The organism is Streptomyces sp. NPDC052107, from assembly GCF_040680215.1.
Taxonomy (GTDB): Bacteria; Actinomycetota; Actinomycetes; order Streptomycetales; family Streptomycetaceae; genus Streptomyces.
The window spans coordinates 1-22795 of record NZ_JBFAWG010000038.1 but is presented as its reverse complement, the minus strand read 5'-3'; the positions used below and the strand labels follow the sequence as shown (position 1 = coordinate 22795).

The following is a 22795-nucleotide window of genomic DNA, read 5'->3' as shown; positions in this document are numbered from 1 at the left end:
CTCAGACGCATGAGACCGATGCCGGACTCAGACGTATGAGGCCGACGACGTCACCGCTCGCCCCCGCGGCCGCGATCACGTCGAGGTGCGCCGCATGACCTCGGCCGTGGTGGTCGGCGGCGGGCCCAACGGCCTCGCCGCCGCTGCTCTCCTCGCCAAGGCGGGACTTCAGGTCACGCTCCTGGAGGCGGCGGACGAGGTCGGCGGAGGCGTCCGCAGCCACGAGGCGATCCTGCCGGGACTCGTGCACGACCACTGCTCGGCCATCCATCCCATGGCCGTCAGCTCCCCGGCGCTGCGCGCGCTGGGCCTCGAACGGCACGGGCTGCGCTGGCTGTTGCCCGACGTCGACTGCGTGCACCCGCTGGACGACGCAAGCGCCGGGGTCCTGCTGTGTTCCGTGCCGGACACCGCCCGCATGCTCGGTCCGGACGGCGACCGGTATCGCGCACTCCTCACCACCCCGGTACGTCACTGGGACGCCCTGGCAGGCGATGTGATGGGCCCTCTGCTGCGCATCCCCTCGCACCCGCTGCTGCTCGCCCGCTTCGGCCTGCCGACCGCCCTTCCCGCCTCCTTCCTCGCCCGCCTTTTCACCACCCCGCAGGCGCGGGCCCTGTGGGCGGGCGTCGCGGCACACGCCTTCCGCCCGCTGTCGCACCCGTTCACCTCGGCCATCGGGCTCGGCATCCTCACCGCGGGCCACGCCGCCGGCTGGGCCGTGGCCGAAGGCGGCTCACAGTCCATCACCCGGAGCATGGAACGCGTGCTGCGCCTGCACGGAGGCACTGTGCACACCGGTGTCCGGGTCACCGACCACCGGCAGCTGCCGCCCGCCGAGGTGACGCTCCTCGATCTCGACCCCGGCCAGGTCGTCGCCCTCTACGGCGACCGGCTCCCGGCCCGGGTGCGCGGTGCCTATCGGCGGTTCCGGCGAGCGCCCGCCGTCTTCAAGCTCGACCTGGCCGTCGAAGGCGGCGTGCCCTGGACGAACGAGCACGCGCGCCGGGCCGGCACCGTGCACCTCGGCGGCCCGCTGGCCGAGGTGGCCGGCGCGGAGCGGGCCGTGGTGGCCGGCCACATGCCGGAACGCCCCTTCGTACTGGTCGGCCAGCAGTACCTGGCGGACCCCTCCCGTTCGGTGGGCGACGTCCACCCCGTCTACACGTACGCCCATGTCCCGTACGGCTACGACGAGGACGCGACTGAAGCGATACTCCGTCAGCTGGAGCGGTTCGCCCCCGGTGTCCGCGACCGCATCGTGGGCCGCCGGGCCACCTCACCGACACGGTTCGCCGCCGCCAATCCCAACTTCGCCGGCGGCGACATCATCACCGGCGCCAGGACGACCCCCCAGCTCCTCCTGGGTCCCCGCCCGGCCACCGAGCCGTACTCGACCGGCCTGCCGGGTGTGTTCCTGTGCTCGGCGGCGACCCCGCCCGGTCCCGGCGCGCACGGCATGTGCGGCGCCGGCGCGGTGGCGGCCGCACTGCGCCACCTGGGGGTCCGGGCCGCAGCCCGCTGACACCGATCCGCCGTCGGCGTGTCTCAGCGGCTACGGCGTCTGCGTGCCGGGTCCGGACAGCCGGTCTGTACCGTCCCGGCGGTCCGCACGCATGAAAACGGCCGGCGGCACCGCCTGGGGGACGGTGTCACCGGCCTGGGCCGACTCGGGTGGAGCCGGTTCGCAGGCGCCGGCCGGGGGCGGCGGTTACGCGCTCAGGCCGCTGCGGGCAGCTCCATGGAAGGCGCGCCGTGGTGCCGCGCCAGGCCCTTGCGGTCGTAGGCGAGGGTACCGAGGACGCCGGCCCCGAGGCCGAGGACAAGGGCTGCCGCGGCGGCGGTCACCGCGCGCCCGAGGCCGGCGTCCCAGACGGCGCCGAAGTACAGGACCGAGCGGACGCCGACGTAGATCTGGTGCAGCGGCTCGAAGGTGCCGAGGAAGCGGACGACGGACGGCGTGGCCTCCAGCGGGGCCGCACCGCCGGCGCTCGGGACCGAGAGGACGATGAACAGGAAGAGGTTGACCACCATACCCAGGCTGCCGAGCAGGGCGAGGATGCTCTGGACGACCACGGCGACGGCGGTGATCGCGAGCACGCTGAGTCCCCACAGCTGCCACGGGTGGTCCAAAGGCATGCCGAGCCCGTCCGCGATGGCCAGGTAGACCGTGGCGACGACCACCGCGACGCCCGTCATGATCCCCCATTTCAGGGCGAGGGTGGCCAGGCGGCTGCGTCCCGAGTGCGGCTCCATGCGGTAGCGCGGGCCGAACTCCTTCGGTGCGAAGCCGAGTTGGGCGTCGACCAGGTTGGCGACAATCAGGGACCCGGTGAACCCGGCGAGCACGAGCAGCAGGGCGTAGTAGAAGGCCGACAGGCCGTTCCCGGTGCCGTCCGGAACATGCTGGAACGGCGTGACCCGCACGTCCATCGGTGCGGACAGGACGAGTCGTGTGGTGCCGGGCACGGCCCGGCCATGCGCCGGAGCCGCCTTGGCCCGGGCCGCCGTCACCTTGGCGAGAAGCTCCTTGCCGACGGCATGGTCGGCCCGCGTGAGCGCCCGGTTCGCGAGCGTGTTCACGACGGAGGCGCTGGAGGTGTTCGCGAGCGGGTTGGTGTAGACGGTGATCTCCGGCCGCTCCACGGCGGCACCGGACACCGCGCCCGAGGCCAGTGCCGTCAGCTTTCTGCTGAGGTTCGGGGGCAGCACGATCGCGCCGTAGAGCTTCGCCCGGCCGAGCTCGTGCTTCGCCTCGGCGAGGCTGAGCGAGCGCAGGTCGAACTTGTCGTGGTCGATGCCCTCCCGCAGGCTCCCGGCGATCTGCCGGCCGACGTCGGCGCGCTGCCCGGAGGCGGTGGTGACCCCGGTGTCGGCGTCGACGATCGCCACGGGGAAGGCCGAGAGGTGGTCCGAGGAATTGACCGTGCCGCCCAGGTACAGCGCCGCCAGCACCGCCATCACGACGGAGACGATGACGGCCGGAGCCAGCCACAGTCGCGGCGTCGCCTTCCTGCCCCCGAGGCCCGTGCCGTTCGTCATGATGTCGCATCCCTTCGAGGGTGACCATTTTGGTTACTGAGTGACCAGGATGGTAACCTCAGGTCGTGAAGTCAACCGTGAAGCTCACGAGTGAGGAAATCGACCGCGCACTGCTCGACGTGGCCGCCTTCGTGTTCGCCCGGCACGGATTCGCACAGGGGCCCGTCCAGGCCATCGCCGACGCCGCCGGCTACTCGAAAGCCGCGGTACTGAAGCGCTTCGGGTCCAAGGAACGGATCCAGACCGCCGTCGTCGCCCGCACCGAGGAACACATCACACGCGTGGCCGCCGCGGCCGACGGACTCCCGGTCGGACCGCGACGCGACGCGGCCCTGCTCAACGCGCTCGTCGCACTGATCGAGGAGTGGCCGGGCACGGGCGCGCTGATCGTGGGCGCCTTCTGGCTCACCCGCGACCCCGAGATCCTCGAACGCCTCGCACAGGCCCAGCACACGCTCCTGGAGGCCTTCGATCCGCAGATCTGGACCGACGAGGAGCGGCATGTACGGGTGGTGTCGGCGATCGGCGCGGTGACCGCCACGATGATGGCCAATCGCGACACCCCCTGGACGGAGCGGACGGACGTCGTGGTGGCCGCGGGACTGGGTGCCCTGGGCCACGCATCCGCCATCTGACGGCCGCCGTACGGCGCCCGGGGGGGCGGGCGGAGTGCCCCTGCCGGATACCGCGCAGTTTGTGCAGTGCGCCGACCTACCGCGGCCGGTGGAGCCAGGAGTCAACTCCCGGGTTGGCGACGGCGGAAGCGTCGCCCCATACCTTGTTGTGGCGTGCCGCAAGGCACTCGACCACCAGGGGGAACCACCATGCGAACGAACATCCTGACCAGGGCCCTTGTCACCGCCACGACCGCCGTCGCCCTGGCAGCCGGCAGCCTCGCAGCCGCGGGCACCGGCGTCGCAGCTCCCGCGTCCGCCCGGCCCGGCCCCAGAGCAGGTCACGGACTTCCGGGTAGCCGATCGAGTCGACGATCCAGCGAGGTCCGGCCGCGACACGGGACACCTCTTCGGCGAAGCCGGAGTTCACGGCCCACCCGGGCCCGGTGAAGTAGAGCGCGTCCATCTCGTGGTAGGGGAGGCCCAGCACTCCGCTCACACTGCGGGCCGGCGTCGACTCGCCGGCACCGCTGATCCCCGCCACCAAGACCCGCTCCATGGGCGCAGGTTACGCCTGTGACTCCAGGGCAGCGCATGTGAGGGACATCTCCGCACAGCGTTCGCCCGCCACCTGCCCGGCGACCGGATCCAGTACCGCCAGTTCGTCGGCGCTCAGCCTGATCCGGGTGGCCCCGGCGTTCTCCAGCAGGCGGCTTCGCTTGCGAGTTCCGGGGATCGGCACCACGGTCAGGCCGAATTCCGGTCAGCCGCAGGCAGCTTGCTCACACAGGGCGCCGCTCCAGGTCCCGGTTGTCGAACCGGCGTCGGCCGGCGTGCGACCGCTCACCGCCTCTTCGGCACCGCGGCGACCGGAGCGACGCGGGCCCGAGGCCCGGAGGTCAGGGATGGAGCTTCTGCTGGGCGGCGAGCATGGCGACGAACTTCTCGATGCGCGCCGCCCGGGTCTGCGCCTTCTTCGCGTCCTGGACGCGGTAGAGGATCGCGTACCGGTTACGGCTGTCCAGCGTCGCGAAGAAGTCCCGAGCCTCCGGAGAGGCCTCCAGAGCCGCCTGGAGGTCCTCGGGTACCGTCGCCGTACGCTGGCCCTCGTACGCAGCCTCCCAGCGGCCGTCCGCCTTGGCCTTCTCCACCTCACGCAGACCGGCGGGCCGCATCCGGCCCCGCTCGATGAGTTCGGTGGCCTTGTGCCTGTTGACCTTCGACCACTTGCTGCCCGGCCGCCGCGGGGTGAAGCGCTGCAGCCAGTGCTGCTCGTCCAGCTTCTTCTTCTGCCCGTCGATCCAGCCGTAGCAGAGCGCCGACTCCAGCGCCTCCGCGTAGCCGACGCCGTCCAGCCCGGAGTCCGTCTTCGGGATCTTCAGCCAGATGCCCCGCACGTCGGCGTGATGCTCCTCCAGCCACTTCTCCCACGCCTCCTGCGTGGCGAAGGCGATGACCGGATCGGCCCCATCCCGTGCTCCACTCGTCCGCGCTGCATCCGGCATGCGTCACATCAAAACCCACCCTCGTGACACGGTCAATCAGGAGGCACCGCCCCGATGCCGGCGCAGGGTGCTCAGTCCGCCAGGTCCGTCCAGCCGAACAGGGCGGCATAGCTCGACGGGAGTTGGCTGAAGACCTGATTCAGCTCCCCGCCGCTGACGCTGTCGGCGACCGTGGTCAGGACCGCGCCGGAGTCCCACTGCGCCGTGCGCGGCCTGCTTCCGATCCGCTCGGCGACCCGGCGGTGGAACTCCTCGATCCCGAACCGCTCCGGTCGGGGCTGCTTCGCGTCGGCCAGACTCGGGCCCAGTGGCCCGGGCAGCTGGGAGGCGAGGTCGTCGATCTCCCCAGGGCTGATCCGCTGCGCCAGCACACTCAGCACGGCCTCTGTGACCTGCGCCGCCTCGTCCTGGCTGGCGTACTCGCCGCGCTCGCGTACACGGGCGAGGAACTCGTCGTACCTCATGGTCACCTCCACTTCGGTGCCGTCTCACCGCTGTGCCGTCCCCACGGCACAACGAGCCGTGCCGGGGCGTCCGGCCCATACGCCTGGCCTCTCGCTCCCAGTACCCAGCCCGCCGGGGATGCACGGCCGAACCCGACGGGCGCGCCCGCCTGAGACCGCGGGCCCGGGTTACCCGAGGGGCATGCCGAAGCCGCACCTTCCCGGGCACGACCACCGCCACGGCGTCGGCGACGCCCCGGGGCCGCGGGTGCCGGCGCCGGAGGACGCCGGGTCCGACCAGCAGGTCGAGCGGGCCGCGCCCGACACACCGGCGCAGCTGCCCAAGCGGGCCTGGGGCGCGGTGCTGAAGGGCTCCCTGCGGGAGTTCCAGGACGATGAGCTGACCGACCGGGCCGCCGCCCTGACCTACTACGGGCTCCTCGCCCTCTTCCCGGCGCTGCTGGTACAGGTGTCACTGCTGGGCATCGCCGGCAGGTCGGTCACCGACAAGTTGCTGGCCAACCTCAGGCACCTCGCGCCCGGCTCCGCCCGGGACATCCTCACCAGGGCCGTGGAGTGGTTGCAGAACCACGCCGGCATCGGCTCGGTCATGGCCGTCGTCGGCATCGTCCTGGCGGTCTGGTCGGCCTCCGGGTACGTGGCCGCCTTCATCCGCGCCGCCAACGCCGTCTACGACATGCCGGAGGGCCGCCCGGTGTGGAAGATCCTGCCGGTGCGGATCGGCGTCACCGTCGTCCTGATGGGGCTCGCCGTGGCCGGCGCGCTGATCGTCGTCCTCACCGGCAGCCTCGCCCGGCACGCGGGCCGGGCGCTGGGTGTCGGCGACACGGCCCTGACGGTGTGGTCGATCGCGAAGTGGCCGGTGCTGGTCCTGCTGGTCACCATGATGATCGCGATCCTGTACTGGGCGACACCGAACGCCAGGGTCAAGGGCTTCAGGTGGATCACTCCGGGCAGCGTCCTCGCCCTGTCGATCTGGCTGGTCGCCTCCGCCGGGTTCGCCTTCTACGTCGCGAACTTCGCCTCCTACAACAAGACCTACGGCACCATGGCCGGCGTGATCGTCTTCCTGGTCTGGCTGTGGCTCAGCAATCTGGCGATCCTGCTCGGCCTGGAATTCGACGCGGAGACCGTGCGCCAGCGGGCCCTCGCCGGGGGACATCCGCCCGGGGCCGAGCCCTACACCCAGCCGCGCGACACCAGGAAGTGGGACGAGGACGACGTACGCCGACTCAACGGGACCTGACCCGGGCCGGGCGCACCGGGGCCCGGGAGCCCGGTGTGCCCCGCCCGCTCACGCCGCGTACCCGCCGTCCACGAAGAGCTCCGCTCCCGTCACGTACACCGCCTCCGGCCCCGCCAGATAGGACACCGCGGACGCCACCTCCTCGGCCGTGCCGAAGCGGCCGAGGGCGGTCATGGCCGCCTGGCCGGACGCGAAGGGGCCGTCCGCGGGGTTCATGTCGGTGTCGGTCGGGCCGGGATGCACGACGTTCGCCGTGATCCCGCGCTCGCCCAGCTCGCGGGCCAGTGCCTTCGTCAGCCCGATGACGGCCGACTTGCTCATCGCATACAGGGTGGCGCCGGGGCCCGGCGTGTGGTGGGTGATACAGCTGCCGACGGTGATGATCCGGCCGCCCGGCGCCATGAATGCGGCAGCGGCCTGGGCGGCCAGGAACATCCCGCGGATGTTCACGGCGATCAGGAGGTCCACATCGGCGAGCGACAGGCTCTCCAGCGGCTGCATCAGCCCGACTCCCGCGTTGTTCACGAGGATATCCAGGCCGCCGAGCGCCTCGGCCGCACGTCCCACCGAGCCCGCCGCCTCCTCCGCGTCCGCGGCGTCGGCGCGCAGGGCCACCGCCCGCCGCCCCAGGGCCTGGGCGGCCCGCACCACGTCCTCCGCTGCCTCCTTCGCGTGCACATAGGTCACGGCCACGTCCGCGCCCTGCTGCGCCAGTCGCAGTGCCGCCGCCGCACCGATGCCCCGGCTGCCTCCGGTGACCAGGGCCTTCTTACCGTCAAGGGTTGCCTGTGAAGTCATGCCTCCATCTCACCGGCGAGGCTGGAGGAAGGCTGGCGGCGAACGGACCTCGACCTGATGTCTGAGAAGACGATCTTTCATTGCGGGTGTGAGTGCGGCGATGTGCGTGGACCGGTGCGTTGTCAGTGGCGGGACGTAGTGTGCCGAGCAAGGCCAGTTCCTGGAGGCGATGGGGGTCATGGTGGTGCGCAGGCCGGTCGAAGGCGAAGTCTTTGTCCACTACGGCCAGCTCTACGTCGAGAGCGATCCGGACAGCTACGGCCCGGACCTCGCCGAGGCGTTCGCCGGCCAGTGTTCCGGGCTGTGCGGTGCGGCGATCCCCGGGACCCTGTGGCTGACGACCGGACTTCACACGGGTGACGTCGGCTTCACCGTCGAAGTGCACGACGAGGCCCCGTCGTTGGACCCGGACTGGGAGGATGTCGTGGAGGTGTCCTTCCGGCCGGTCTCGGACAGTACCGCGCTCGTGCTGTGGGGAGGCGAAGGTTCCTGGGAGCTGGACCTGGAGGAGACCGACTACCGGGTCCGCTACAGCGCCAAGGGCATGGACGCGGCACACGAGGAGGACACCCGCCTCGACGACGAGCCACAACTGGACTCTTATCTCCTGCAGTTCTGGCCGGCGCCGCTCGCGCCGGACCGTGTCCTGAAGCAGACATCGAGGATGGCGGCGTACTGGCACGACTGCGCCCGCCGGCTGCCACCGCCTCCCACACCGGCTGAACGCGCCGAGACCCTGCGCCAGGCCCGCCTCAAGCAGGAACAGGCGGACAGAGAACGTGAACTCGCCTACGAACGCTGGGAGTGGGGCGGGCGGTCGCCGAGCCAGGCGCTGCGCGACGTCGACGGAAACGTGCGCGGCCTGCTCGACTTCGACCCGGCGCTCGTGCACGCCATAGACGCGGCGGGCCCCGCCACACAGCGGGCGGTGGCCCTGCTGGCCGCGCGCCGCGCGTGCGAGGCGGCGGGTCTCGCGGAGCTGGACTGGATCGCCGCGGGACTCACCGCCGTCGTCGAGGGGCGGCCGCTGCCCCCGCCGCTCGACGACTGGGACCAGGTGTGGCGGGCCCTCGACGCCGACCCGCGGGTCCCGGACCGGACCGTCGGCCAGGCCGTGCCGCCCGGGCGCCCGCCCTTCGAAGCTGCGGAGCCGGCCTGGGACGAGGTGTCCCTGCCGATTCCCGTGGCCGAGCCGACAGCGTGCGGTCCCGCGGCCGACTGGGCAACGGCGACGACGCCGCCCGAACCGCCGCTACCCGAGCCCACGGGAGCGACGCAGTACACCGTGTGGGTCATGATCGGCGAGCCGAGACCGTCCCTTCCCGTCTCACAGCCGCACATGGCCGTTCCCGCGCTGCTCGGCGCCGCCGAGCCCGACCCGCTGCGGGCGGCCCTCGACGCGGTGTACGCGGGCGTCGCCACGTACGGCGAGGACTACCCGGCCCTGCTGCGGGAGGTCTGGTCGGTGTACGAGGTCAGCCGCTCGTAGCAGCCGGGCCGTGGTGTCCGTGGCCTCAGGCCGGGTGCAGGGCTGCGTGCAGGGTGCGGACGACCATGGTGATGGCGGCCTCGGCCGCGTGGGTCTCACGCAGGGTGCCGAGCATGGCGAATCGGCTGTGGGCGACGGTGCGGAGCTGGAACGCGCCCTCGCTCCGCGTGCTGGAGAAGTTCGGCTTCGCTCGTGACCGCGTCCGTACGGACGAACGCGGCGAGTTGGTGTGGCTCACCCGCGCGCTGCCGTGAGGAACGGGAGCCGTGTGCCCGGGGGGTTCGGTCACCCGGGCGGTTCCGTGGAGCGGGCGCGCCGGTGGGCGGCGACGCGCTCGCGGGTCGCGCAGCGTCGGGAGCAGTAGCGGCGTTCGGGGCCGGGGCCCTGGGTGACGAAGACGTTCCGGCAGGCGGCCGACGCACAGATCCTGCCGGGCGGGAGCTGGCGGTCCCAGATGAGCACGGTGAGTGCCAGGCAGGACGAGGCGAGGAACCACTCACCCCAGGGAGCGTCGTCGTCGCGATCGAGGTGGGGATGCCAGGGCGCGCCGCCACCGTGTGAGGTGAGACGGAGTGGCCCGGTGTGTTCTCCCAGCAGGCGGTTGAGGACGACGGCGGCCTCGTCGGTGTGCTCGGCGGCGAAGACCTCGCGCAGCCGGCCCGCGGCCGCACACATCTGCGCGACATCCCGGGGGGTGAGGTCCACGGGGCCCTGTTCCCCGTGGGTGAGGAGGACCTCCGCCACCTGGCCCGGGTCGGGGCGGTCCTCGGCGAGGGCGTTGACGAGAGCGGCGGTGCGCCTGGCCATGGTCAGGACGGAATGCCGGGTGGACCAGTCGCCGTCGCCATCGTTGCTGGGGGACACCAGCGCACTGTAACGCATATTGCGGAGTTCTGAGTTACCTACGTAACGTGTTTCGTGTGATTGGGCGTTACACGATGGTTCGCTACGTCGCGGGGGCGACGGCGGCCCGCGTCGGGGACGAGATGTCGGGACCGGCGCTGATGCTGGCGGGATACGCCCTCGCGGGCTCGGCCTCCGAAGCGGCGGCACTGCTCGCGGGCATCACGGTCGCGGCGGCGGCAGGCGGCCCCGTACTCGGGGCGGTGCTCGACCGGCAACGGCGGCCGGGACGGCTGCTGGCCGCGGCGCTCGGCCTGTACGCGACCGGCCTCGCGGTGATCCTCGTGGGGCTCGGCCGGCTTCCGTTCCCCGTCACCGTGCTGATCGCCGTCCTGACCGGGCTGCTGGGGCCGGCGCTGTCGGGTGGCTGGACGGGGCAGCTGCCGAGTGTGGCGGCAGGGGACCGGCTGCCACGGGCCAACGCGCTCGACGCCATGACCTTCGGCGTGGCGAGCCTGTCCGGCCCGGTCCTCGCCGGTGGCCTGGCCGAGGTGCTGGGGGCGTCGACGGCCGTGGTGGTGTCGGCGGCGCTCATCGGCGCGGCGGCGCCGGCGGCGTGGACCCTGCCGGCGGGTTCCACACGGGTGCGGGAAGAGCGGCCCGGTGCGCTGATCGGTGATCTCGCCGCCGGAACGCGGGTCATCGTGGGGAAGCCCCGGCTGGCCCGGGCGACCCTGGCCTCGGTCGTGTGCTGTGCCGCGCAGGGCATGCTGACGGCCTGCGTCCCGCTGCTGGGGGAACGCGCCCTCGGCGGAGCCGGGCGCGGCGCGCTGCTGCTGTCCTGTGCGGCCGTCTCGGCCCTGGCGGCCAACGCCGTCCTGGCACGGTTCGCGCGGCGGGTCGCCCCCGACTCGATCATCTGGGCCGGCGCCTTGATCCAGGCCGGCGCGTTCGCCCTGGCGGCGACGGGCCGCCCGGCCGTGCTCGTGCCGGCCCTGCTGCTGGCCGGGATCGGTGAAGGGCCGCAGCTCACCGCCCTGTTCGCGGTACGCCATCGGGAGGCTCCGGACCGTCTGCGCGGCCAGATCTTCACCACCGGCGCCAGCCTGAAGATCACCGCCTTCGCGGCTGGCGCGGCGCTCGCCGGCCCGCTGGCGACCTGGTCCCTTCCCGGCACACTGGCAGCGGCGGCGGGCGTGGCGGCCTGCGCGGCGCCGGCCTTCTTCGCCGTACCACCGCACACCGGCGAAGCCTGCGAGCACTCCGTGCGGCGGCCCGGGTGATCCTGTTCCCGTTCCGCGACTAGACGGCCGTTGCGCCCGGCGGAGCCGTGAAATCAGCAAGACTGCGCAGATACGACAGACCGGGACGACCGGAGAGCCGGGTCTCGCCGACGACGCCGAAGCCCGAACGGGCCAGTACGGCCCGCGATGCCGCGTTGTCGAGGGTGGTCGCGGCACGGAGCGCCGTCAGCCCGTAGCGGTTGGCGGCGAGGCCGCAGATCTCCCGCACGCCCCAGGTTGCGAGCCCCCGGCCCGCGGCGCGCTGTGCGATCCGGTACCCGAGTTCGGCGGCGCCATCCGCGACATCGACGAGATTCATCCGGCCCAGCACCTCGCCTCCGGTGCCCACCAGCACATGGAAATAGCAGTGACCGGCCTCCTGCTCGGCGAGCAACGCACGGTGCCGCTCGTCGAACCGGGCGAAGTAGTCGTCACCCCGGTCAGGGATCGACGCGGCGAAGTAGGCCCGGTTCTGCTGTTCGAAGGCGAACAGCGCGGGAGCATGAGCCGGGCGCAGCAGCTGTATCTCGGGCATGGACGGCAATATAGGCAAGTTGTATAAGCAAGTTGTACGTGTAAACCATAACGATCTCGGCCCAGCCCTTGCGCGCCCGGCGATCCCGCCTAGCCTCCCGACATGGCATTTCTTTCCAGTCGCCGCAGACGGGTCCGTCTGGCTCCCGAGCTCGACGACCAGGACCTGGGCAAGCTGCTGAAGTCACTTGTGGCGACCACCAGGACCGGCACCATCGCGACCACCGAGCTGTGCGTGGCGCAGATGTCCCGTCTCCTGGAGCAGGACCCCGAGGACTGGGACCGCCGGACGCATCGTCTGGACGTCTTGGCGGGATACCTCGTCGGATCGCATCTGCCACGAGCCTGGAGCACGCGCGAGCCCCGCAACGTGAACGCACTCGTCCTGCAGGCCTGGACCCAGGTCGCGCGGGCCCGCGCCCAGGGGGTCCTGGAAGATGCCGCAGCCGCCGTCGAGGCCTGTCTGCGCGCCGCGGAGCTCGCCCCGGAAGACCCCACTCCCTGGGTCGCCCTCCTTGCCGTGGCACGCCTGGAACGCCGGGAGCAGCCGCAGGTCTTCGGGGTGTGGAACGAGGTGCTCGCACGCGATCGCTGGAACCGCGAGGCCTATCTGAACATGCTGGCCTACCTCAGCCCGGACGAGGCCGGGTCGCGCATCCAGGTCCTGGAGTTCGTGGACACCCTGCGCGCCCGTATGCCCGCCAACGCGCCGTGCGTGGCGACCGAACTCACCGCTCAGATCCACCAGTACCACGCCATCCTCGACCGCGGCGGGCTGGAGGCGCTGGTCGCACGGAACCACTGGTCCCAGCACATGGCCGCGCAGGCCCTGGACCGCGCGGCGCACACCTGGATCCAGCCGGGGTTCTTCCGCCACGCCAAGGCGCTTGCCGACCTCAACCTCCTCGCCTACGCACTGGTCGCCGCGGACCGGCGCGCCGAGGCGCGTGCCGTCTTCGAGCAGATCGGTGGTGTCGTCACCGCGTGGCCCTGGCAGACCGGCGGTGATCCGGTGGCCGAGTTCGACCAGACCCGACAGAAGGCCACGGCCGGTTCGTGAGCCGTGGAAGTGACATCTGACTGATCGTCGGTCCACCGGACTCCAAGCGGTGACCGGAGGGAAGTCAGGTGCGCTGGATCGCCCCGTCCGAAACTCGTCGACACCTGTCGACACTGGACGGGGCGATGCGGCCACGGCTCATTCGGCAGCGTCGGACCGGGACTCCTCCGCGTCCGCCGCCGACTCGGACGCGGTGGCGAGGGTGTAGAAGACGGACGAGCCCTGCTTGGTGCGCTGGGCGTTGTTGCGGGCCACGAGGTTCTCCAGAGTGGTGCGGATGACCTTGGTCTGGATCTCCCGGTCGGGATGTGCCTTGTCGAGCGCGTCGGTGACCTCCGCCGCGGAGCGGGGCTCCTGCTGCTCGGCGAGATGGCGGCGGACCAGTTCGATGAGGGTGGGCTGGGCGGACGGGCCGGTCGCCTTCTGCGCCGAGGATTTCGTCGCCGCAGGCTTCTTGGCGGGCTGCTTCTTGCGCCCGGACTGCTCCGGGGCCGCCTTCTTCGGCGCGCGGCGCGTCTCGGACGCGGTGGTGGAGTTCTTGCGCGGCGCGGGCACCACGGCGCCCTCGGTCGGGGCGGGTGTGCTCAGCGAGGTCGCGACACCGAGCGCCTGCCGCATGTTCACCAGAATGGTCTGGTCGTGCTGCAGGGCGGCCAACTGCTCCTGAAGCGCCGCGATTTCGGCGGTGATGCGTTCCTGTTCCTTGACGTTGTGCTCGAGGTCGTTGGTCACCTGGCTGACGTACTGGGAGGTCAACTCGGTGACGGGGGCGGTGGGCTCAGGCATCTGTGGCTCCTATCGTGACTCTGGTGCGCTCCGGCGCCTGCGGTTGCGGCAGGAGGGGAGCGGGAGTTGTCCTGCGGGTCCCCCGACACATGGATGATACGGATGGACCGGCGGGTTTCTACTGAGTGAACCCCGTGCGTCGCGCGGCGGTGTGCCGTTCCTCCCGTCCGCCATCCCTCCCGTGTGTCCTGCCGAGCGCGGACGGGATGCGGGAACGGCCGTGGTCCCGGCAGAATGCCGTGATGGGATCCTTCATCGCGTACGACGGTGCCGAACTCGCCTACCACGTCTCCGGGGACGGCGTACCCGTGGTGTGCCTGCCGGGCGGACCGCAGCAGTCGTCGTACCTGGGCGACCTGGGCGGACTGTCCGCACACCGGAAGCTGATCAGGCTGGACCTGCGGGGCACCGGGCGGTCGGCAGTGCCCCGGGACCTCGCGGCCTGCCGCTGTGACCGGCTCGTCGACGACGTGGAAGCCCTGCGCCGGCACCTGGGCCTGGAGCGGATGGACCTCCTCGCACACAGCGCCGGAACCAATCTGGCCGTGCAGTACCTCGCCCGACACCCCGAACGCATCGGCGAACTCGCGCTCATCACACCGAGCGTTCGGGCCGTCGGCCTGACCATCGCCGATCAGCTCCGGCGTGAGACCGTCATGCCCCGCCGGGACGAGCCGTGGTTCCCGGAGGCCTTCGCGGCCCTGCAGGCGATCGGGGCGGGCGCGGCCACTGCCGAGAACTTCCGGGCCATCGCGCCGTTCTCCTACGGCCGTTGGGACGAGGTCGCCCAGGCGCACAAGGCCGCGGAGGACGAACAGCTGAACCGGGACGTGGTGGCCGCGTTCGGCGCCGAGGGCGCGTTCGATCCCGAAGCCACCCGCGCCGCGCTCGCCCGCTTCCAGTCACCGGTGCTGCTGCTGGCGGGTGAGGTCGACCCGGGCGCCCCTCCGCCCGCGATGGCCGAGTTCGCGGCGCTCTTCCCGAAGGCGGAACTCGTCGTGCAGCCCGGAGCGGGGCACTTCCCCTGGCTGGACGACGCCGACCGGTTCGTGGCGACCAGCGCAGCGTTCCTGCGAGAAGCGGCCACACAGGGGCCGTGAAGCAGTGGGTCGACGGCGCCGGGGCATCTCGCCGCACTAGCATCACGATCATGGCGGACTGGGAGATGCGTCCCGCTTCGGCGGCGGACGTCGAGGCGGTGGCCGAGCTGCGGGCCGTGGTACTCAGAGCGGACCTGGAGCGTCTCGGGCGGTACGACGAGCACCGGGTGCGGCAGCGGCTGCGGGAGGGGTTCGCACCCGACCACACCTGGGTGATCGAGGTGGGCGGCGTCCTGGCCGGCTGCGTGGCGCTGCGGCAGGCTGACGACGCGCACTGGCTGGAGCATTTCTACCTGGACCCGACCCTGCAGGGCAGGGGCATCGGAGCGGCCGTGCTGCGCCTGCTGCTGGAGCGGTGCGACCGCGACGGCACCCGCGTCCGGCTGAACGTGCTCCGGGGCAGCCGGGCGCAACGGCTCTACGAGCGGCACGGATTCGGTGTCGAGGCCGAGGACCCGGTGGATGTGTTCATGGTCCGCGAGCCGGCTTCCGCCCAGGTGCCCGCACGCCGCGTGGTGACCGCGGACGAAGAGCGGTAGCCGCCGCAGGCGAACGACGTGTCACCCGGCGCTCAGGCGTGCACCGGTGCCCGCTCGTCGAGGAGGTCCGCCGCGACCAGGTCGGCCCACACCTGATCCGGGACGTTCGCCTGGAACGCGGCGATGTTGTCCCGCACCTCCTTGGGTGAGCGCATCCCGACCACGATGCCGGCGACCGCCGGATGCAGCAGGGGGAACGCCATGGCCGCCTGGGGGAGAGTCACACCATGTGCCTCGCACACGGCCGCGATCTCCCGTGCCCGCCGGAGGACCTCCGGTGCCACGAGGGCGCCCCAGGTCGAACTGCGCCTGGGCCCGAAGGTGCAGCAGGGCCGCCCGCGGTCCTCCCTGTACGGCATCCACGCACGACCTGCAGAGTGTCGCGTCGCCGGGCCCGGCACTCCAACGGTTTTCCAGTCCGGCACAGGCATGAGTCCGCAACTGAAGACGACCTGGATCGCCGTGAGTTCCCGCTGACAAGGGCCGTAACCTGCTGCCCGTGACCACACCGACAGCACCGACGACCGCGTCGATCCTCGAGCAGTTCGACCTCTGTGCGGACGCGGCCGAGTTCCCCGATCCGCAGAACGGCTACTACTACCCCGTCGACACGCGCATCCACCTGTTCGGCGACGGCACGCGCTGGGCGATGGTCGCCGAGTTGCTGGGCTACAACCCACGCGTCGGGAACCTCACCGATGTCCTGCACTGCTTCGGCAACTGCCTGACCCGCGACAAGCCCGGTTTCGGGAACTTCCTCGACCGGGTCGACAACATGGACGACATCGATCCCGACGGCGACGAGGCCTACGCGGGGGAAGGCCCGGTGGTCGTCCGGGGCAGGCCGCTGACGGTCGACGCCGACGCCGGTACGCCGCTGGAGGACGTGTTCCGCAGCCTCGTGCCCCCGCACAGGGAACTGCTGCTCGCGGACACGGCGGAGGTCCGCCGTCCCCTCCGACCTGCCGGTGCTGCTGAGCCTGGACCAGTGGAACCAGCCGGAATACCTCGGGGACATCATGCCGAGCGGCCATGAGACCTTCCGGCTGATCGCCGAGGTCCTGTCCCACGGCGATCCGGACCGCTACCGGCCCACGCTCCCGGCGAACACCCACTGGTCCCACTGGCCCGACGCGGGCACGCTGTAGTCCGGCCGCCGGACCGACCTCGGCAGGTCGCCCCGGTGTCTACAGAGGGTTCCCGCGCAGCCAGGTCAGCACCTGCTGGGCGTGCTCGTTCGGCGGGAAGACCGGGTAGAAGACACGCTCGATGACACCGGCTCGGAGCACGAGCGTCAGGCGCCTGAACAGCCGCATCCCCTCGACCTCGAACGTGGGCAGCCCGAGCGTGTCGGCCAGGCCGAGGGCGGGGTCGGAGAGCATGTCGAAGGGCAGTCCCAGACGCTCCACGACCTCGCTCTGGTAGTCGGTGTCCTGGCTGGACAGCCCGTAGACGCGGCCCGCGCCGGCTTCGAGCAGGTCGTGGAAGTGGTCGCGGAAGCCGCATGACTCGGGTGTGCAGCCACGGGCTCCGGGAATCGAGTTCCAGCCTTCCGGGAGGTCGGTGCCGGGGCGGCCGGTGAGGGGGTAGACGTAGACGACCGTGCGCCGTGGGCCGAGCGCGTCCAGGCGGACCGTTCGGCCCGCCGTGTCGAGCAGGGCGAGGCTCGGCACCTTCACGCCGGGGAGGTGGTCCACCGCGCCGTCGTCCTCGGGGACGGGCAGGTCCGCGGGCAGTGTCAGATAGTCCATGCGTCCGGTACCTCTTCCCTCGGCCGGGACGACGCCGCTGCCCCGGTGGGCGGCCGCGTTCAGGTTGGCGATCAGCGTCGCGCGGCGGGCGGTCAGGGACTCGATGCGCCCGGTGAGTTCGTCGATGGCCTCGCGGTAGCTCGCGAGGGAGGCGGGACAGTCGTCCGCGTGCGCGCGTCCGGCCGCCAGGCACTCGAGGAAAGGCCGGGTGCGCTCGACGGGGATGCCGAGCCGGTGGAGCGTCCTGATCTCCCGCACGAGGCGTACGTCGTCCTCGCCGTAGTCCCGGTAGCCGTTGGCCAGGCGCTCGGGTGTGATCAGCCCCAGCGACTCGTAGTACCGCACCGCTTTGGTCGTCGTACCGGCCTGCCGCGCCAGCTCACTGATCCTCATGCCGCTCACCTCGCTCACACGCTAAACCCTGCCCCCGGTGGCAAGGTCAAGGCGTTCCGAGGCGGGGTTCGGCGACCGACGACGGCTGAACCGGGGCGGCCGTGATCCGGTGCGTCGGCCAACCGGCCGAATTCACTGACCTGTTGAAACGCGGCCTCGGCGGCGTGGGCTTCCCGCGAAGGAGCGTGGGGCTTCCCGGAGAAGCGCGGTACGTTCAAGCCACTTCCCGTACGACAGCGACTTTGTGAAGCCGATGGTTGACGAGGATCCGTCGGCCGTCGCCGTGCGGCCGGGGCACCGCCCACAGCGTGGCCATCCCGAGTCGGTGCTCCGGGTGCGCCTCGAACGGAGTGCCGGAGCATCGCCGTCCCGTGGCCGCCTGCCACCACGCCCGCAGATCGACACGGGCACCGCCGCTCGCCCGCCGCAGCGACGCCCAGCGGCAGTGATGATGGTGCCGTGGTCCTCCGCCGGGTCTGACCCACATCGAAGCTGACGCCCAAGGGCTGTCATGTCGGAGAACTGTCGACTCGCTGCGGGGGGCCACCACGCACACAGCCGATCGGGCGCTCGTGACCTGATAGGAGCTTGGGCTAGAAGCCCCCGTCACTGCTTTGTCCGCCCGCCCGACCGGCGTGTGCTGCCCCTCTTATTAGCAACCCGGAAGGACAGCACTTCCATCATGGCCGATCAGCGCCCGGACGTCTTCGGAGGCGTGGACACCCACGCCGACACCCACCACGCCGCCGCCGTCGACCCCATTGGCCGGCACTTGGGCGACGCTCAGTTCCCGACCACGAGCGACGGCTACCGCGCCCTGCTGGCCTGGCTGCGCTCTTTCGGGACCGTACTCGCCGTCGGCGTCGAGGGCACCGGATCCTACGGCACCCAGCTCGCACGCGTCCTGGCCGCTTCCGGCCTGCAAGTGTTCGACATCAACCGGCCTGACCGGCGCATGCGTCGCCAGCTGGGCAAGTCCGATCCCATCGACGCCTATGCCGCCGCCGAGGCAGTCGCCTCCGGACGCGCGGGCGTCATCCCCAAGACCCACACCGGTGCCGCTGAGGGGCTGCGGGTCCTGCACAACGCCCGCACCTCGGCCATGAAGGCCCGCACCCAGGCCATAAACCAGATCCGCAGTCTCCTGGTCACCGCGCCCGACACCCTGCGCGGCCAACTGCGCGGTCTGGCAGCACCAGATCTGATCAGTGTGTGCGCCAGGCTCCGACCAACACCGGACCTGGCCGACCCCACCGCCGCGGCCAAGTTCACCCTACGTCGCCTTGCCCGCCGTTACCAGGACCTCGGGCGTGAAATCGGCGAGTACGACGCCGAGTTGACCGCACTGGCGGCTCAGGCCGCGCCGATGCTACTGGCCGTGAACGGCGTCGGGCCCGAGACCGCCGCCCGCCTCCTGGCGGCAGTCGGCGACAATCCCGAGCGCCTGCGCTCCGAGGCAGCCTTCGCCCATCTGTGCGGCGTCGCACCTCTGCCGGCCTCCTCCGGCCGCCGGGACCGCCACCGGCTGAACCGGGGAGGCAACCGGTCAGCCAACGCGGCCCTTTACCGCATCGCGGTCGTCCGCATGCAGCACGACCGCCGCACCCGTGAGTACGTGGCCCGACGCACTGCGCAGGGACTGCAGAAGAAGGACATCATCCGCTGCCTCAAGCGCTACATAGCCCGCGAGGTCTTTAGGGCATTGACCTGCACAAACATCACGAAGGCCGACCTTGCACAGGCCGCTTGACAGGAGATAGGAGCTTCCGAGGGTTCCTCGGCGGAGCGGTGGGCCCGTTGTTCGCTGTACTGATCGCGGCGCAGGCAGCGCCGCGCGCGTGGCTGCCCGGCCTCGGGCTGCGTCGAAGCCGTCCTCGACGGGGCAGGAGACGGGTCAGGAGGAGTCGCGGGCCAGGCGCCGCAAGACGTCCACGGCTTCCTCGGCGCGGTCGTAGGGCACGAAGAGGTGGTCGTGGTGGAACCCGGCGACGACGTTGCAGCTCAGCTCCGCGTCGGCGAGGGCGCGGGAGACCGCGGCCGTCAGCCCGACCGCGGCCAGCGCTGAGTGGACCCGCAGGGTGATCCATGCGGCCACATAGTCGTACGCCATCCCCGCCGCGTCCGCCTCCGCCTGCGGCACGACGAGGGTCAGGCCCTCCGGTTCGGCCACCGTCACCACCGGGGTGACACCGGACGGCACGCCGCCCTCCGCCATGGTGAAGACATAGCGACCCGGATTCAGCTCCGGACGCATGCCGCTGAGCAGTGTCTGCAGATCAGTCTCGCCGGTCACGGTTCCACCCTACGGGCCGACCGGCCGCTCGCCCCGGAGGCGAGCGGTGCCGGTCATGGCGTCGCCACCGCCTCCCGGTCGCGGTCAGATGTGTGCCGGTGTGCCGGCGGTCGCGCCGTCGCTGATGTGCAGGACCGCGTCCACCGCGTCGAGCGTCGCCCGGTCGAGGGGGAAGTAGCCCTGCCTGGGGTGTGTGTCCGTCCGCGTGGCGGCGGACGGGGGAGCGGTGGCCGCCTCCAGTCCCCAGGCGGGGATACGGCTCTGGAGGAGACCCTCGTAGGTGTCGGGGGCGGGATCCTCAAGCCCGAGGGCCTCGCTGCGCCCCAGGCTGCCGGCGACACAGACGTACCGTTCGCCCAGCAGGGACGCCACGATGGCGCCGGCGCAGAACCACTCGGCGCCCCGGTCCTCCAGCTGCCAGATGCTGAGGTTCCGCTGCAGATGGAGGTTGTGCGCGAAGACCAGGGTCGCCCCTCTCTCTTCCTCGGTGCTCCGGATGTCCAGGAGGTTCTGGGCCATGAGCGCGTCCCGGGTGGCGAGCAGGCCGGCGATCCGGGGACTCGGTTCCAGAGGCCGTGCCGACTGCCTGTGGTAACGCAGCAGGCCGAGGCCGGCGGTGAGATGGGTCCTGGCCCTGAACCACTCGTCGCCGGAGGTGGCCGCGATCAGTTCCGGGGCGCGTGCGTGAAGCGTGATGAGCATGTCGTCCGCGATCGACCGCAGCCGCTCGGCCTCAGCCGTGGCGCCGGGTGACATGGCGGCGTCCAGGACGGCCTCCGGACGGCTCCACCGTGTGTCGTCGCCGGTGAGGCCGGCGATGTCGAGGTCGATTCGCAGGTAGTCGCGGGCGTGTTCGAGGTAGGTCCGGGGGCTGGGTGCGCAGGTGTTCTCCAACGGCGCGTCGAAGCCGTGGAAGACCAGGCGTTCCGCCGGCGGCCGGTGCCGGTTGTAGTCGCGCATCCAGCTGACCAGCCGCCTGTTGGTGTCCTGCTCTCCGAACCGGTGGGAGAAGCCTTCGCGCAGGAGTGCGTCGAGGTTTCCGGCTCCCCCCTGGACGTAGTCGTTCACGGCGAGCGCCGCCACGCGGTCGGTCTCGAGGGCGATCGACCGGAAGCCGAGGTCGGCCAGCTGGGCGAAGAGTTCGTTCCGGATCCGCCCGAAGGCCGGTTCCTGGTGTGTGGGCTCACCCAGCGCCAAGAGGTGGCATGACGGGGTGACGAAGTCTCGGATGTCCTGACTCATGAGCCTCAATCGTATCCTTGAAAGATCCGTTGAGACTTTGGGAAGCTCTGGCGGTCAGATCGCCCGTATCAGCGGTCGGGGCCTGCGGTAAAGTCTCAACCGGTGAGCCCCCTGCGACCGACCGACCTCGCGCACGAGCACGGCATCTCGACCCAGGCCGTACGCAACTACGAGCGGCACGGATTCATCCCGCCCGCCGAGCGCACCCCCAGCGGCTACCGGATCTACACCGAGGTGCACGCGGCGGCGCTCCGCGCCTACCTCTCGCTCGTCCCGGCGTACGGGTACGCGGCCGGCGGGCAGATCATGAACGCCCTCCACCGGGACGCACTCGACGACGCCCTGACGATCATCGACCGCGGCCACAGTCAGCTGCTCCGCGACCGGGACACCCTCGCCGCGGTACGCACTGCGGTGTCCCACCTGACGGCGGAGCCCGAGGCCGCTCCGGCGCCCTCCCGGGATCCCGGTACCCGCACGGTCGGTGAACTCGCGCACCGACTCGGCGTCACACCGGCGACCCTGCGCAACTGGGAGGACGCCGGCATCCTCGCCCCCGCCCGGGATCCGGCCACCGGATACCGCCTCTTCCATGCCGAGGACATCCGCGACGCCGAGCTCGCCCATCTCCTGCGACGCGGGGGCCATCCGCTCGACCACATCGCCACCGTGGTCCACCAGATCCGCACCGCAGGCGGCACGGACGCACTCGCCTCCTCCCTGGAGGCCTGGCAGGACAAACTCACCGCACAGGGTCTCGCCATGCTGCACGCGGCCACGCGGCTCAACGCCTACCTGACGCACCTCGACAGCCCTACGCCTGGGCTCAGTTGAGACGATGCGCTTCGCTTTCAAGACATCGCCGCAGGGCACCTCGTGGGAGGCCATGCTCGACGTATGGCGCGTGGCCGACGAGATCGACATCTTCGAGTCCGGATGGACCTCCGATCACTTCCAGGCCATGCACGGCACCAGCCCGGCCACCCCTCGCCTGGAGGGCTGGATCACCCTGGCGGCACTGGCCCAGGCCACCCGGAGGCTACGGCTGGGCACCCTGGTGACCGGGATCCACTACCGCCACCCGGCGATCCTCGCCAACATGGCCGCCACCCTCGATGTCATCTCCCACGGGAGGCTGGAACTCGGCGTCGGAACGGGGTGGAACGAGGAGGAGTCCCGCGCGTACGGCATCGAGCTGGGCACACCGCGACAGCGGAGCGACCGCTTCGAGGAGGCCTGCGAGGTGCTCACCGGCCTCCTGGGCCCCGGGCAGACCACCACCTTCAAGGGCGCCTACTACGAGCTGTCGGACGCACGCTGCAACCCCAAGCCCGTTCAGCGCCCTCATCCGCCGCTGTGCATCGGTGGCAGCGGGGAGAAGCGCACGCTGCGGACGGTGGCGAGGTTCGCCCAGCACTGGAACTTCGACACCGGGACCCCGGCGCAGTTCCGCAGGGCACGCGAGGTGCTGTTCGAGCACTGTGGCCGCATCGGACGCGACCCTGCGGCGGTCCGCCTCTCGGCCCAGGTCCGCCTCACCGGCGATCCGGCCGAAGCCGCCGCGAGCGCCGCCGGGTTCGCCGCCGAGGGCGCCGAACTCGCGATCGTCTACCTCCCGTTGCCCTACTCGCCACACGTACTGGAGCGTCTCTAATCAGCTAAGCGATCCCATGGGAACCGTAGGGTCCGGTGCGGGTTCTTCCCACCTGGGCGGGGCTGCGTGAGCGTGGAGATGGAATCCCGCGCCCAGTGCTGCTCCGCGTGGCCGGTGTCGGCGGGTGGTGGGTGTGCTGATCGTGGTCACGTCCTGGTG

Annotated in this window: 25 protein-coding genes and 2 pseudogenes; 14 read left to right on the top strand and 13 right to left on the bottom strand. The window is 71.4% G+C overall.

The genetic code is table 11. The annotated features are described in order from the left end of the window. Positions 1 to 94 precede the first annotated feature (94 nt). Positions 95 to 1525: an NAD(P)/FAD-dependent oxidoreductase gene (locus AB0M27_RS30240; RefSeq protein ID WP_365726185.1), complete on the top strand. Its 1431-nt coding sequence runs from the start codon at positions 95 to 97 to the stop codon at positions 1523 to 1525. A 194-nt stretch (positions 1526 to 1719) separates the two neighbouring features. Here AB0M27_RS30240 and AB0M27_RS30235 read toward each other — a convergent pair whose 3' ends face one another. Next, complete coding sequence (locus AB0M27_RS30235; protein ID WP_365726183.1) at positions 1720 to 3042, bottom strand: DUF3533 domain-containing protein; 1323 nt, start codon at positions 3040 to 3042, stop codon at positions 1720 to 1722. Positions 3043 to 3107: 65 nt separating this feature from the next. On the opposite strand from AB0M27_RS30235, the gene AB0M27_RS30230 reads away from it, so the two are divergent. Further along, positions 3108 to 3677, top strand: a complete 570-nt coding sequence (locus tag AB0M27_RS30230; protein ID WP_365726182.1) for a TetR/AcrR family transcriptional regulator — start codon at positions 3108 to 3110, stop codon at positions 3675 to 3677. A 220-nt stretch (positions 3678 to 3897) separates the two neighbouring features. Here the strand turns inward: AB0M27_RS30230 and AB0M27_RS30225 are convergent, their stop codons facing one another. The 4 genes and pseudogenes from AB0M27_RS30225 to AB0M27_RS30210 all read right to left on the bottom strand — a co-directional run bounded on the left by AB0M27_RS30225 (position 3898) and on the right by AB0M27_RS30210 (position 5625). Continuing rightward, complete coding sequence (locus tag AB0M27_RS30225) at positions 3898 to 4215, bottom strand: hypothetical protein (protein WP_365726180.1); 318 nt, start codon at positions 4213 to 4215, stop codon at positions 3898 to 3900. Between the two features lie 9 nt (positions 4216 to 4224). Continuing rightward, positions 4225 to 4410, bottom strand: a pseudogene (locus AB0M27_RS30220) (aldo/keto reductase); the annotation flags it as partial. Between the two features lie 145 nt (positions 4411 to 4555). Continuing rightward, a complete protein-coding gene (locus AB0M27_RS30215; protein WP_365726178.1) occupies positions 4556 to 5161 on the bottom strand; it encodes a YdeI/OmpD-associated family protein in 606 nt (201 codons plus the stop codon). Between the two features lie 71 nt (positions 5162 to 5232). Beyond that, positions 5233 to 5625, bottom strand: coding sequence for a DUF2267 domain-containing protein (locus tag AB0M27_RS30210; protein ID WP_365726175.1), 393 nt, complete (start codon positions 5623 to 5625; stop codon positions 5233 to 5235). A 181-nt stretch (positions 5626 to 5806) separates the two neighbouring features. On the opposite strand from AB0M27_RS30210, the gene AB0M27_RS30205 reads away from it, so the two are divergent. After that, positions 5807 to 6871 carry a YihY/virulence factor BrkB family protein gene (locus AB0M27_RS30205; RefSeq protein ID WP_365726173.1) on the top strand — a complete coding sequence of 355 codons (1065 nt, stop codon included), beginning with the start codon at positions 5807 to 5809 and terminating at the stop codon, positions 6869 to 6871. A gap of 48 nt (positions 6872 to 6919) precedes the next feature. On the opposite strand, the gene AB0M27_RS30200 is transcribed toward AB0M27_RS30205, so the two are convergent. Further along, complete coding sequence (locus AB0M27_RS30200; protein ID WP_365726172.1) at positions 6920 to 7669, bottom strand: SDR family oxidoreductase; 750 nt, start codon at positions 7667 to 7669, stop codon at positions 6920 to 6922. A gap of 178 nt (positions 7670 to 7847) precedes the next feature. Between AB0M27_RS30200 and AB0M27_RS30195 the strand changes: the two genes are divergently transcribed. Both AB0M27_RS30195 and AB0M27_RS30190 read left to right on the top strand, forming a co-directional pair. Further along, positions 7848 to 9158 (top strand): hypothetical protein, encoded by a 1311-nt coding sequence (locus AB0M27_RS30195; RefSeq protein WP_365726170.1) that lies wholly within the window; start codon positions 7848 to 7850, stop codon positions 9156 to 9158. A gap of 122 nt (positions 9159 to 9280) precedes the next feature. Then, a pseudogene (locus AB0M27_RS30190) lies at positions 9281 to 9412 on the top strand (GNAT family N-acetyltransferase); the annotation flags it as partial. 31 nt (positions 9413 to 9443) lie between these two features. On the opposite strand, the gene AB0M27_RS30185 reads toward AB0M27_RS30190, so the two are convergent. Next, on the bottom strand, positions 9444 to 9965 hold the full coding sequence (locus tag AB0M27_RS30185; protein ID WP_365726264.1) for a CGNR zinc finger domain-containing protein: 522 nt from the start codon (positions 9963 to 9965) through the stop codon (positions 9444 to 9446). 113 nt (positions 9966 to 10078) lie between these two features. Here AB0M27_RS30185 and AB0M27_RS30180 point away from each other — a divergent pair, with 113 nt between their 5' ends. Then, positions 10079 to 11284: an MFS transporter gene (locus tag AB0M27_RS30180; protein WP_365726168.1), complete on the top strand. Its 1206-nt coding sequence runs from the start codon at positions 10079 to 10081 to the stop codon at positions 11282 to 11284. Positions 11285 to 11303: 19 nt separating this feature from the next. Here the strand turns inward: AB0M27_RS30180 and AB0M27_RS30175 are convergent, their stop codons facing one another. Further along, positions 11304 to 11819 (bottom strand): GNAT family N-acetyltransferase, encoded by a 516-nt coding sequence (locus AB0M27_RS30175; protein ID WP_365726163.1) that lies wholly within the window; start codon positions 11817 to 11819, stop codon positions 11304 to 11306. Positions 11820 to 11921: 102 nt separating this feature from the next. Between AB0M27_RS30175 and AB0M27_RS30170 the strand changes: the two genes are divergently transcribed. Continuing rightward, entirely contained in the window at positions 11922 to 12878 is a 957-nt protein-coding gene (locus tag AB0M27_RS30170) for a hypothetical protein (RefSeq protein WP_365726161.1), read from the top strand. A 138-nt stretch (positions 12879 to 13016) separates the two neighbouring features. Here the strand turns inward: AB0M27_RS30170 and AB0M27_RS30165 are convergent, their stop codons facing one another. Then, on the bottom strand, positions 13017 to 13664 hold the full coding sequence (locus tag AB0M27_RS30165) for a hypothetical protein (RefSeq protein WP_365726160.1): 648 nt from the start codon (positions 13662 to 13664) through the stop codon (positions 13017 to 13019). A gap of 242 nt (positions 13665 to 13906) precedes the next feature. On the opposite strand from AB0M27_RS30165, the gene AB0M27_RS30160 reads away from it, so the two are divergent. Both AB0M27_RS30160 and AB0M27_RS30155 read left to right on the top strand, forming a co-directional pair. Beyond that, positions 13907 to 14764, top strand: coding sequence for an alpha/beta hydrolase (locus AB0M27_RS30160; RefSeq protein WP_365726158.1), 858 nt, complete (start codon positions 13907 to 13909; stop codon positions 14762 to 14764). A 50-nt stretch (positions 14765 to 14814) separates the two neighbouring features. Continuing rightward, the gene (locus AB0M27_RS30155; RefSeq protein ID WP_365726156.1) at positions 14815 to 15303 is read left to right on the top strand and encodes a GNAT family N-acetyltransferase; all 489 of its coding nucleotides are present in this window, start codon (positions 14815 to 14817) and stop codon (positions 15301 to 15303) included. A 32-nt stretch (positions 15304 to 15335) separates the two neighbouring features. On the opposite strand, the gene AB0M27_RS30150 is transcribed toward AB0M27_RS30155, so the two are convergent. Further along, positions 15336 to 15662, bottom strand: a complete 327-nt coding sequence (locus AB0M27_RS30150) for an aldo/keto reductase (RefSeq protein ID WP_365726154.1) — start codon at positions 15660 to 15662, stop codon at positions 15336 to 15338. 140 nt (positions 15663 to 15802) lie between these two features. On the opposite strand from AB0M27_RS30150, the gene AB0M27_RS30145 reads away from it, so the two are divergent. Continuing rightward, a complete protein-coding gene (locus AB0M27_RS30145) occupies positions 15803 to 16339 on the top strand; it encodes a hypothetical protein (RefSeq protein ID WP_365726152.1) in 537 nt (178 codons plus the stop codon). Continuing rightward, the gene (locus tag AB0M27_RS30140; RefSeq protein ID WP_365726150.1) at positions 16323 to 16451 is read left to right on the top strand and encodes a hypothetical protein; all 129 of its coding nucleotides are present in this window, start codon (positions 16323 to 16325) and stop codon (positions 16449 to 16451) included. Before AB0M27_RS30145 ends, AB0M27_RS30140 begins: the two co-directional genes overlap by 17 nt. A gap of 39 nt (positions 16452 to 16490) precedes the next feature. Here the strand turns inward: AB0M27_RS30140 and AB0M27_RS30135 are convergent, their stop codons facing one another. Beyond that, the gene (locus AB0M27_RS30135) at positions 16491 to 17447 is read right to left on the bottom strand and encodes a MerR family transcriptional regulator (RefSeq protein ID WP_365726148.1); all 957 of its coding nucleotides are present in this window, start codon (positions 17445 to 17447) and stop codon (positions 16491 to 16493) included. Between the two features lie 682 nt (positions 17448 to 18129). Here AB0M27_RS30135 and AB0M27_RS30130 point away from each other — a divergent pair. Further along, the gene (locus tag AB0M27_RS30130) at positions 18130 to 19197 is read left to right on the top strand and encodes an IS110 family transposase (protein ID WP_365726146.1); all 1068 of its coding nucleotides are present in this window, start codon (positions 18130 to 18132) and stop codon (positions 19195 to 19197) included. Between the two features lie 144 nt (positions 19198 to 19341). Here AB0M27_RS30130 and AB0M27_RS30125 read toward each other — a convergent pair whose 3' ends face one another. After that, positions 19342 to 19740, bottom strand: a complete 399-nt coding sequence (locus AB0M27_RS30125; protein WP_365726143.1) for an ACT domain-containing protein — start codon at positions 19738 to 19740, stop codon at positions 19342 to 19344. An 84-nt stretch (positions 19741 to 19824) separates the two neighbouring features. After that, positions 19825 to 20982 carry an erythromycin esterase family protein gene (locus AB0M27_RS30120; RefSeq protein ID WP_365726141.1) on the bottom strand — a complete coding sequence of 386 codons (1158 nt, stop codon included), beginning with the start codon at positions 20980 to 20982 and terminating at the stop codon, positions 19825 to 19827. Positions 20983 to 21084: 102 nt separating this feature from the next. Here AB0M27_RS30120 and AB0M27_RS30115 point away from each other — a divergent pair, with 102 nt between their 5' ends. Both AB0M27_RS30115 and AB0M27_RS30110 read left to right on the top strand, forming a co-directional pair. Then, on the top strand, positions 21085 to 21816 hold the full coding sequence (locus AB0M27_RS30115; RefSeq protein WP_365726139.1) for a TioE family transcriptional regulator: 732 nt from the start codon (positions 21085 to 21087) through the stop codon (positions 21814 to 21816). A 4-nt stretch (positions 21817 to 21820) separates the two neighbouring features. Further along, entirely contained in the window at positions 21821 to 22636 is an 816-nt protein-coding gene (locus AB0M27_RS30110) for an LLM class F420-dependent oxidoreductase (RefSeq protein ID WP_365726137.1), read from the top strand. Positions 22637 to 22795 lie beyond the last annotated feature (159 nt).